Source organism: Crossiella sp. CA-258035 (assembly GCF_030064675.1).
Lineage (GTDB): Bacteria > Actinomycetota > Actinomycetes > Mycobacteriales > Pseudonocardiaceae > Crossiella.
The window spans coordinates 7,252,431-7,262,661 of sequence record NZ_CP116413.1; the positions used below are offsets into that span (position 1 = coordinate 7,252,431).

10 protein-coding genes are annotated in these 10,231 nt (G+C 69.9%); 6 read left to right on the forward strand and 4 right to left on the reverse strand.

Annotation, left to right across the window (positions count from 1 at the left end):
* Positions 1-41: 41 nt before the first annotated feature.
* Together soxR and N8J89_RS32560 are read left to right on the forward strand one after the other, a co-directional pair.
* Positions 42-503 (forward strand): redox-sensitive transcriptional activator SoxR, encoded by a 462-nt coding sequence (soxR, locus tag N8J89_RS32555; RefSeq protein ID WP_252480854.1) that lies wholly within the window; start codon positions 42-44, stop codon positions 501-503.
* Positions 504-540: 37 nt separating this feature from the next.
* Positions 541-1,371 carry a MerR family transcriptional regulator gene (locus tag N8J89_RS32560; RefSeq protein WP_283660814.1) on the forward strand — a complete coding sequence of 277 codons (831 nt, stop codon included), beginning with the start codon at positions 541-543 and terminating at the stop codon, positions 1,369-1,371.
* 142 nt (positions 1,372-1,513) lie between these two features.
* Here the strand turns inward: N8J89_RS32560 and N8J89_RS32565 are convergent, their stop codons facing one another.
* Genes N8J89_RS32565 through hisD form a run of 4 tightly spaced genes read right to left on the reverse strand, consistent with a single transcriptional unit; the run spans position 1,514 to position 4,763 of the window.
* Positions 1,514-1,672 carry a CG2302 family histidine operon protein gene (locus N8J89_RS32565; RefSeq protein ID WP_283660815.1) on the reverse strand — a complete coding sequence of 53 codons (159 nt, stop codon included), beginning with the start codon at positions 1,670-1,672 and terminating at the stop codon, positions 1,514-1,516.
* Positions 1,673-1,729: 57 nt separating this feature from the next.
* Complete coding sequence (gene hisB, locus N8J89_RS32570) at positions 1,730-2,329, reverse strand: imidazoleglycerol-phosphate dehydratase HisB (RefSeq protein WP_283660816.1); 600 nt, start codon at positions 2,327-2,329, stop codon at positions 1,730-1,732.
* Positions 2,326-3,444: a histidinol-phosphate transaminase gene (locus N8J89_RS32575; protein ID WP_283660817.1), complete on the reverse strand. Its 1,119-nt coding sequence runs from the start codon at positions 3,442-3,444 to the stop codon at positions 2,326-2,328. The genes hisB and N8J89_RS32575 overlap by 4 nt, the downstream gene beginning before the upstream one ends.
* The gene (hisD, locus tag N8J89_RS32580; protein ID WP_283660818.1) at positions 3,441-4,763 is read right to left on the reverse strand and encodes a histidinol dehydrogenase; all 1,323 of its coding nucleotides are present in this window, start codon (positions 4,761-4,763) and stop codon (positions 3,441-3,443) included. The genes N8J89_RS32575 and hisD overlap by 4 nt, the downstream gene beginning before the upstream one ends.
* A gap of 221 nt (positions 4,764-4,984) precedes the next feature.
* Here hisD and N8J89_RS32585 point away from each other — a divergent pair, with 221 nt between their 5' ends.
* From N8J89_RS32585 to N8J89_RS32600, 4 genes are all read left to right on the forward strand, one after another.
* Positions 4,985-6,295 carry a M14 family metallopeptidase gene (locus tag N8J89_RS32585; protein WP_283660819.1) on the forward strand — a complete coding sequence of 437 codons (1,311 nt, stop codon included), beginning with the start codon at positions 4,985-4,987 and terminating at the stop codon, positions 6,293-6,295.
* Between the two features lie 104 nt (positions 6,296-6,399).
* Complete coding sequence (locus N8J89_RS32590) at positions 6,400-7,479, forward strand: M14 family metallopeptidase (protein WP_283660820.1); 1,080 nt, start codon at positions 6,400-6,402, stop codon at positions 7,477-7,479.
* An 85-nt stretch (positions 7,480-7,564) separates the two neighbouring features.
* The gene (locus N8J89_RS32595; protein ID WP_283660821.1) at positions 7,565-8,860 is read left to right on the forward strand and encodes a M14 family metallopeptidase; all 1,296 of its coding nucleotides are present in this window, start codon (positions 7,565-7,567) and stop codon (positions 8,858-8,860) included.
* Between the two features lie 280 nt (positions 8,861-9,140).
* Positions 9,141-10,226 carry a S1 family peptidase gene (locus N8J89_RS32600; RefSeq protein ID WP_283660822.1) on the forward strand — a complete coding sequence of 362 codons (1,086 nt, stop codon included), beginning with the start codon at positions 9,141-9,143 and terminating at the stop codon, positions 10,224-10,226.
* The last annotated feature ends 5 nt before the right edge of the window (positions 10,227-10,231 follow it).

A 10,231-nucleotide genomic window follows, 5' to 3' on the forward strand; every position in this document is an offset into this window, starting at 1 on the left:
ACCGAGCATGTAACCTCGACCAAACTGGAGGTCAAGCGTTCATGGAAGCCCTGTCGCAATGGCTGTCGATCGGCGAGGTCGCCGACCGCAGCGGAGTGCCCCACACCGCCCTGCGCTTCTACGAGGAGAAGAAGCTGGTCTTCTCCGAGCGGAGCGCGGGCAACCAGCGGCGGTACCACCGTTCGGTGCTACGGCGGCTGGCGTTCATCCGGGCCGCGCAGCGCGTCGGCCTGTCCCTGGAGGAGATCCAGTCCGCGCTGGCCACCCTGCCGGAGGGGCGGAACCCGACCAAGGCGGACTGGGCCAGGCTGTCCAGCTCCTGGCGGGAGGAGCTCAACGCGCGGATCGAGGCGCTGCAACTGCTGCGGGACCGGCTGACCGGCTGCATCGGCTGCGGCTGCCTGTCCCTGCGGTCCTGTTTCCTGCACAACGCCGACGACGCGATGGCCGCCTACGGCCCCGGCTCACCGCGGCTGAAGCCGAAGGTGGAGGGCGGGCGTTGACCCTGACACGGTGTCAGGTCCTACAACGGTGCTCGCCATGTTGAGCATCGGAGACTTCGCCAGACACGGCCGCGTGTCGGTCCGCATGCTCCGCCACTATGACCGGATCGGGCTGCTGCGGCCCGACCGGGTGGACGCGGCCACCGGTTACCGCTACTACCGAGCCGCCCAGCTCGCCCGGCTGAACCGGGTGATCGCGTTGAAGGAGCTCGGCTTCACCCTCGACCAGGTGCAGTCCATTGTGGACGAGCGGGTGAACGCCGAGGAGCTGCGCGGCATGCTGCGGCTGCGGCAGGCGGAACTGGCGGCGAGCATCAGCGCGGAACGGCAGCGGCTGAACTTCGTCGAGGCGAGGCTCCGCGTCATCGAAAGCGAGGGCCACATGCCCAGCACCGACATCGTCGTCAAGAGCCTGCCCGCGGTCCGGATCGCCGAGCTGACCGGCACCGCGGCCGACTTCGCCCCCGGCAGCATCAGCCCGGTGATCGGCCCCCTCTACGACCGCCTGTTCCAGAACCTCGGCCGTGCCGGCGTGACCCCGGCCGGCCCGACCATCGCCTACTACGAGCTGCCCGAAGGCGAGGACGGCCCGATCACCATCCACGCCGGCGTCCCGGTGAACGCCGAACCCGCCGCGGACCAGGACTTCGCCATCGTCGACCTGCCCGAGGTCCCGCAGGCCGCGACCCTGGTCCACCACGGCTCGATGATGGAGGTAGGCGGCGCGTTCCAGACCCTGGCCACCTGGGTCGAGGCCAACGGCTACCGCACCTCAGGCCCGCACCGCGAGTACTACCTGGTGGCCGGCCCGGACCAGGACCAGAAGGACTGGGTCACCGAGCTCCAGGAGCCCATCATCCCAGCCTGACCCAGCCCCACCCCTCGCCCAGCGTGTTGGCCGTTGTCGTACGCAGTGTTGGCCGAACTGGCACGGGCCCGCGCCCAGTTCGGCCAACACACCGTCACACTTCGGCCAACACGCCGTACGACAACGGCCAACACGGCTGTCGCTAGATCATCCAGGTGATGGCGCCGATGGCGGCCAGGGCCGCGCCCGCGAGCAGGACGAAGGCGAACATGCGGGAGGTCTTCCAGGTCACGTACACCCCGCCCAGCAGGAAACCCGCCAGGGCGAGCAGGATCAGCCACACCCAGTCCTTGAAGACCACGACACACCTTCCAGTCCAGCCCCACCGGGCAAACGACCAGCAGGGTACCGAAGCGCGTTACAGCACGCCCTTCGTGGAGGGGATACCGGAGATCCGCGGGTCGGGCTCGACCGCGGCGCGCAGTGCCCTGGCGATGGCCTTGTACTGGGCTTCGGTGATGTGGTGCGGGTCGCGGCCGTGGATCACCCGGACGTGCAAGGCGATCCGGGCGTGGAAGGCCAGCGACTCGAACACGTGCCGGTTTAGCACGGTCGGGTAGTTGCCGCCCACGGTGAACCCGGCCAGCAGCTCCGGTTCGCCGGTGTGCACGCAGTAGGGCCGGCCGGACAGGTCGATGGCGGCGTGCGCCAGGGTCTCGTCCATCGGGATCCAGGCGTCGCCGAAGCGGCGGACCCCGGCGGCGTCGCCGATGGCCTGGCGCAGGGCCTGGCCGAGCACGATCGCGGTGTCCTCGACGGTGTGGTGGGCGTCGATGTGGGTGTCACCGGTGGCGCGCACGGTCAGGTCGAAGGCGGCGTGCGAGCCGAGCGCGTGCAGCATGTGGTCGTAGAAGGGCACACCGGTGTCGATGTCGACCTTGCCCGCGCCGTCGAGGTCCAGCTCGACGACGATCGAGGACTCCTTGGTGGTCCGCTCGACCCTGGCGATCCGGTTCACTGGCTGGCCTCCACACTGATCTCCTTGCTCGCGGCGAGGAAGGCGTCGTTCTCCGCGGGCGTGCCGATGGTCACCCGCAGGTGCCCGTCGATGCCCACGTCCCTGATCAGCACACCACGGTCCACATAGGACTTCCACACCGCCGGCGCGTCGGCGAACTGTCCGAACAGGACGAAGTTGGCGTCGCTGGGCACCACCCGGAAACCCATGCCGGACAACGCCTCCACCACCCGCTCGCGTTCGGCGATGAGCTTGTGCACCGAGGCCAGGGTGCCCTCGGCGTGCCGCAGCGCGGCGGTGGCCGCGGTCTGGGTGAGCGCGGAGAGGTGGTAGGGCAGGCGGACCAGCAGCAGCGCGTCCACCACGGCTGGCGCGGCGGCCAGGTAGCCGAGGCGGCCGCCGGCGAAGGCGAAGGCCTTGCTCATGGTGCGGGAGACGATGAGCTTGCCGCCGAACTCGCCGAGCAGCCCGATCGCGCTCTCCCGCGCGGAGAACTCGGCGTAGGCCTCGTCCACCACCACGATCCCCGGCGCGGCCTCGATCAGCCGCCGTAGGTCCGCCGAGGGGATGGACCCGCCGGTGGGATTGTTGGGGCTGGTCAGGAACACCACGTCCGGCTGCCGCTCGGCAATGGTCGCCGCGGCGGCTTCCGCATCGAGGGTGAAGTCGGCGCGGCGCGGGGTGGCCAGCCACTCGGTGCGGGTGCCGGCGGCGATGATCGGGTGCATCGAGTACGAGGGCTCGAAGCCCACCGCGGTGCGGCCCGGCCCGCCGAAGGCCTGCAGGATCTGCTGCAGGATCTCGTTGGAACCGTTGGCGGCCCACAGGTTCGCGGTGCCCAGCCCAACCCCGGTGGCCCGGCTGAGGTACTCCGCGAGCGCGGTGCGCAGCTCGACGGCGTCCCGGTCCGGGTAGCGGTGCAGCGACTCGCCCGCGGCCCTGGTCGCCCTGGCCACGTCCTCGATCAGCTCGGGCGGCGGCGGGTACGGGTTCTCGTTGGTGTTGAGCCGGACCGGCACGTCCAGCTGCGGCGCGCCGTAGGGCGAGCGGCCGCGCAGGTCCTCCCGCAGCGGCAGCTCCTCCAGGCGCACCCCTGCCCCGACGACCTCGCTCATGAGGCACCACCGAAGCGGGCGGTGACGGCCTGGCCGTGCGCGGGCAGGTCCTCGGCGTTGGCCAGCGCGACCACCTGGTCCGCGACCTCGCGCAGGGCCTGCTCGCTGTAGTCGATGACGTGGATGCCGCGCAGGAAGGTCTGCACGCTCAGCCCGGAGGAGTGCCGCGCGCAGCCGCCGGTGGGCAGCACGTGGTTGGACCCGGCGCAGTAGTCGCCCAGCGAGACCGGCGAGTGCGCGCCGACGAAGATCGCCCCGGCGTTGCGCACCCGCGCCGCCACCGCCGCCGCGTCCGCGGTCTGGATCTCCAGGTGCTCGGCCGCGTAGGCGTCCACCACGCGCAGGCCGTCGTCCACAGTGGACACCAGCACGCAGCCGGACTGCGGCCCGTGCAGCGCGGTGCGGATCCGCTCGGTGTGCTTGGTCGACTCCACCTGCTTGACCAGCTCGGCGTCCACCGCGTCGGCCAGCTCGGCCGAGGTGGTGACCAGCACGCTGGCGGCCAGGGTGTCGTGCTCGGCCTGGCTGATCAGGTCCGCGGCTACGTGCACCGCATCCGCTGTCTCGTCGGCCAGCACCGCGATCTCGGTCGGCCCCGCCTCGGAGTCGATGCCGACCAGCCCGCGCAGCAGCCGCTTGGCCGCGGTCACGTACACGTTGCCCGGCCCGGTGATCAGGTCCACCGGTGCGAGCTCGGAGCCGTCGGTGTCGGTGCCCCCGTAGGCGGCCAGCGCGATCGCCTGGGCGCCGCCGACGGCCCACACCTCGGTGACGCCGAGCAGCGCGCAGGCGGCCAGGATCGCCGGGTGCGGCAGCCCGCCGAACTCCGCCTGCGGCGGCGAGCACACCACCAGCGACTCCACCCCGGCCTGCTGGGCCGGGACCACGTTCATCACCACGCTGGAGGGGTAGACGGCCAGGCCGCCGGGCACGTACAGCCCGACCCTGGCCACCGGCACCCAGCGCTCGGTGACCGTGCCACCGGGCACCACCTGGGTGGTCTTGTCCACCCGCCGCTGGTCGGCGTGCACCAGGGTGGCCCGCCGGATCGACTCCTCCAGCGCGTCCCGCACCGCCGGGTCCAGCCCGGTCAGGGCCTCGCCCAGCTTCGCCACCGGCACCCGGATCGCGGCCGGGCGGACCCCGTCGAAGCGTTCGGTGTAGTCCAGCGCGGCGGTCACGCCCTGGGCGCGCACCGCCTCCACCACCGGGCGGACCTGATGCAGCACCGCGTCCACGTCGACCTCGGCGCGAGGCAGCGTGGCGCGCAGCTCGGCGGCGGAGGGGACTCGACCACGCAGGTCGGTGCGGCGCAGCATTCGGGTTCCTCGCGTTCTAGAGGGTTTACGCAGGTACCCAGCCTAATCGGTCCGCGCGCGGGCCCACCGCGGTGGTGCGCGTTATCACGGCCGCCGCGGTCCTCCGCAAGCTCGTCAACGGGGAAAACTGGCGAACAATCCCGCCGAGGGGCGGGTTGTCCGTACCTCCTGGCTACCCGACGCTGAAGTCTCATCACGCTCCGTCAAAGATCGGAGGCACGATGTTGACCAGACGTCGCACCCTGCTGGCGACGGCACTTGGCGCCTGCGCCGCGCTCGTGTTGGCGACCCCGATGACGACCAGCGCGACCACTCCCAGTCCCGCCGAGATCACCAGGGCCGCCGAGGCCGCGCACGAGGCCAGGTCGGTGTACCTGGTGCACAAGGTCGGCACCCCGGAGCTGCGCAGCGCGGTGGCCCGGACCGGCATCGACGTCCTCGGCGCCGACGGGGACGTGATGAGCGTCCGCGCCACCGAGGCCGAGGCCGCCGCGCTGCGCGCCAAGGGCTTCGAGGTGGAGTTCCGGGCCGCCGGCGGCCACGGGGACCACGGGCACGGCGATGTGGGCATCGCCGACTTCCCCCCGGCGGACGCGGCCTACCACAACTTCGCCGAGGTCACCGCGAACCTGCGCAAGGCCGAGGCCGACCACGGCTCGATCGCCAAGCTGAGCAGCATCGGCAAGTCGCACGAGGGCCGCGACCTGTGGATGATCAAGATCAGCGACAACGTGGCCACGGACGAGAACGAGCCGGAGGTGCTGTTCAACTGCAACCAGCACGCCCGCGAGCACCTCACCGTGGAGATGTGCCTGCGGATCGTGAACCGGCTCACCGACGGCTACCCCACCGACCCGGCGCTGAAGTCCTTTGTGGACTCCCGGGAGATCTGGGTGATCCCCAGCGTCAACCCCGACGGCACCGAGTACGACGTGGCCACCGGCCGCTACCGCTCCTGGCGGAAGAACCGGCAGGGCCCCGGCACCGACCTCAACCGCAACTGGGACTACAACTGGGGCTGCTGCGGCGGTTCCAGCGGCAGCACCAGCAGCGAGACCTACCGCGGCCCCTCGGCGTTCTCCGCGCCGGAGACCTCGCGGCTGCGGGACTTCGTGAACTCGCGGGTGATCGGCGGCAAGCAGCAGATCACCGCCAACATCGACTTCCACACCTACTCCGAGCTGGTGCTCTGGCCCTACGGCTACACCACCGCGGACACCGGTCCCGGCCTGACCGCCGACGACGCCAGGACCTTCCAGACCCTGGGCCGTCAGATGGCCGCGACGAACAACTACAAGCCGCAGCAGTCCAGCGACCTCTACATCACCGACGGCAGCATCATCGACTGGATGTGGGGCAGGCACAAGATCTGGTCCTACACCTTCGAGCTGTACCCGAGCTCGGCGGCGGGTGGCGGTTTCTACCCACCCGATGAGGTGATCACCAGGGAGACCAGCCGCAACGACAGGGCGGTCGACCTCATGCTGAGCTACGCCGACTGCGTGCCGCGCGTGATCGGCAAGACCTGCTGACCCAGTAGTGCCCGCGCCGATCCGGCCGCCCTGCGACGAGGCAGGCGGCCGGATTCGGCGTACCCAACCCTGCGAACAACCCTGCAACGACATAAAGAGGCCACATGTCACACCGACGTCTCAGCAGAGGACTCGCGGCCGCCCTCGGCGCCGCGCTCGCCCTCGGCGGGCTGATCCCGTTGTCCGCCAACGCCCAGCCCGGCGCCACCGCCGGGATCATGGACTTCCCGCCCGCGGACTCCGGCTACCACAACTACGCCGAGCAGGGCGCCGAGCTGAACAAGGCGCGGGCCGACCACCCGGACCTGGTGGCGCTGAGCGTGATGGGCAAGTCCCACGAGAACCGGGACCTGCGGCTGGTGAAGATCAGCGACAACGTGGGCACCGACGAGAACGAGCCCGAGGTGCTGTTCACCTGTAGCCAGCACGCGCGCGAGCACCTGACCGTGGAGATGTGCCTGCGCATCATCAACCGGCTCACCGACGACTACGCCACCAACCCCGCGGTGAAGAACTTCGTGGACACCAGGGAGATCTGGGTGGCCACCAACGTCAACCCGGACGGCTCCGAGTACGACATCGCCACCGGCTCCTACCGCAGCTGGCGCAAGAACCGCCAGCCCAACGCCGGCGGCAGCTTCGGCACCGACCTCAACCGCAACTGGGGCTACAAGTGGGGCTGCTGCGGCGGTTCCAGCTCCACGCCCACCAGTGCCGACTACCGGGGCACGGCGGCCTTCTCCGCGCCGGAGACCAGGGCGGTCAGCAACTTCGTCAACTCCAGGGTCGTCGGCGGCAAGCAGCAGATCACCACGCACATCGACTGGCACACCTACGGCGAGCTGATCATGTGGCCGTTCGGCTACACCAAGGACGACACCGCGCCCGGCCTCAGCGCCGCCGAGCTCAGGGCGTTCAAGGAGCTGGGCACCCAGATGGCGGCCAGCAACGGCTACAAGCCGCAGCAGGCCAGCGACCTCTACATCACCGACGGCGGGATCCGGGACTGGATGTGGGGCCAGCACAAGATCTGGAGCTTCACCTTCGAGATGTTCGGCGGCCAGTACGGCTTCTACCCGCCGGATGAGCTGATCGGCCGGGAGACCACCCGCAACGACAAGGCGGTCGACCTCATCCTCAGCTACGCCGACTGCGTGCCGCGCATCGTCGGCGGCACCTGCTGACCCCCTACTTCCGAGGGGTTGCCGACCTCTTTGCCCCCACCCACTCTCGACTCACCCCTGCGTAGTTGTCAGAAACGGAGCCACCATGTTGCGGATCCGCCGCAGAGTCGCGACCGCGGTCGCGGCCGCCGGTCTCGCCCTGCTCCTCCCCCTCGGCTCGGTCAGCGCGCCGGCCGCCGAGGCCGCCGCCCCCGGTGACGTGGTCTACGAGATCGGCGGCGCGAACACCAGCGACGCGCGCACCGAGGTCGCGGCCACCGGGGTGGACGTGCTCTCCGCCCAGCACGGCAAGATGACCGTGGCAGCCAGCGCCGAACAGGCCAAGCTGTTGCGCGCCAAGGGCTTCACCCTCACCGCGCAAGGCACGGTTGAGGAGCAGCTGAAGGCGCTGACCCCGGGCCGCAGCGGCGACCTCGGCGTCACCGACTTCCCGTCGGGCTACACCGGCTACCACAACTTCGCGGAGATGACCGCGAACATCCGCAAGGCGCAGGCCGACCACCCGGCGCTGGCCAGGGTGAGCAGCATCGGCAAGTCGCACGAGGGCCGCGACCTGTGGATGGTGAAGATCAGCGACAACGTGGCCACCGACGAGAACGAGCCCGAGGTCCTGTTCAACTGCAACCAGCACGCCCGCGAGCACCTCACCGTGGAGCAGTGCCTGCAGATCATCAACCGGCTCACCGACAACTACGCGAGCAACCCGGCGGTGAAGAACCTCGTTGACACCCGGGAGATCTGGGTGATCCCCAGCGTCAACCCCGACGGCGCGGAGTACGACATCGCCTCCGGCAGCTTCCGCAGCTGGCGCAAGAACCGGCAGGGCCAGGGCACCGACCCCAACCGCAACTGGTCCTACAAGTGGGGCTGCTGCGGCGGTTCCAGCGGTTCGCCGAGCAGCGAGACCTACCGCGGCCCTTCGGCCTTCTCCGCGCCGGAGACCCGCGCGCTGAGCAACTTCGTCAACTCCAGGGTCATCGGCGGCAAGCAGCAGATCACCGCGAACATCGACTTCCACACCTACGGCGAGCTGGTGCTGTGGCCCTTCGGCTACACCAAGGCCGACACCGCGCCCGGCCTCAACGCCGAGGAGGCCCGGATCTTCCAGACCCTGGGCCGCCAGATGGCCCAGACCAACAACTACAAGCCGGAGCAGGGCAGCGACCTCTACGTCACCGACGGCGACATCACCGACTGGATGTGGGGCCAGCACAAGATCTGGTCCTACACCTTCGAGATGTACGGCGGCGGCCCCGGCATCGGTGGCTTCTACCCGAACGACACCGTGATCAATCGTGAGACTGCTCGCAACGACCGCGCGGTGGACCTCATGCTGTCCTATGCGGACTGTGTGCCGAGGGTGATCGGCAAGACCTGCTGAGGCGAGTCCGCCCAGCTGAACCCCTGGTCGCCACCGTCCTCCGGCGACCGGGGGTTCTTCCTTTTTGTGGGCTTTCGCCCGAAAGTTCTCCTTTAAACTGAATGCCAGCCTTCAATACTGCTGCGGCACCAATACCATCGGAGGTGCCAACGTTTGTGGTGCGGTCCATAACGTTCATCTCACGGACAACAGCTAGCTCTTCTCCGCCGGTTGTCCAGCGTGGTCCCCCTGTAACCACTGCACTGGAGAAACCCTGATGATGAACGCACGCACGAGAATCGTGACCTCCGCACTCGCGCTCGCGGTCGGTGCGACCGTGGCGGCCACCCTGCCGGCCGCCGCCGAGTCCACTCCCCTGATGAACCAGGGGATGCTGGAGGCCATGCAGCGCGACCTGGGCCTGACCGCCGACCAGGCGATGCAGCGGGCCGCCGCCGAAACCAAGGCGAGCACGGTCGAGCAGAGCCTGCGCACCGCGCTGGGCGAGTCCTTCGGTGGCGCGCACTTCGTGGCCGGCCAGGCGAAGCTGGTCGTCGGTGTGACCGACACGGCCAAGGCCGCCGAGGTCCGCGCGGCCGGCGCCGAGCCGAAGTTCGTGGCGCACAGCGCGTCCAAGCTCGACTCAGTGGTCTCGCGGCTCAACCAGGACAAGGCGCCCTCGGACGTCTCCGGCTGGTACGTCGACGTGGAGAACAACCGCGTCGTGGTCAACGTGCAGCCGGGCCAGGCCGCCAAGGCCGCTGAGTTCGTGGCCCAGACCGGCGTGGACCGCGGCGCGGTCTCCGTGGTCGAGGCCGCGTCGAAGAACGAGCCGCTCTACGACGTGCGCGGTGGCGACGCCTACTACATGGGCGGCCGTTGCTCGGTCGGCTTCTCGGTGCAGGGCGGCTTCGTCACCGCCGGGCACTGCGGCCGGACCGGCACCGCGACCCAGGGCTTCAACCAGGTCGCGCAGGGCACCTTCCGCGGTTCCTCCTTCCCCGGCAACGACTACGCCTGGGTCGCGGTGAACTCGAACTGGACCCCGCAGGGCGTGGTGAACAACTACAGCGGCGGCACCGTCCGCGTCGCGGGCTCCACCGAGGCCGCGGTGGGCGCCTCGATCTGCAAGTCGGGCTCCACCACCCGCTGGACCTGCGGCAGCGTGCAGGCCAAGAACCAGACGGTGAACTACCAGCAGGGCGCGGTGACCGGGCTGACCCGCACCAACGCCCGCGCCGACCGCGGTGACTCCGGTGGGTCGTTCATCTCCGGCAACCAGGCCCAGGGTGTCACCTCCGGTGGCGACCTGGCCGCGGGCATCATCTACTTCCAGCCGGTCAACGAGATCCTGGGCGCGTACAGCCTGCGCCTGGTCACCAGCTGAGGTAA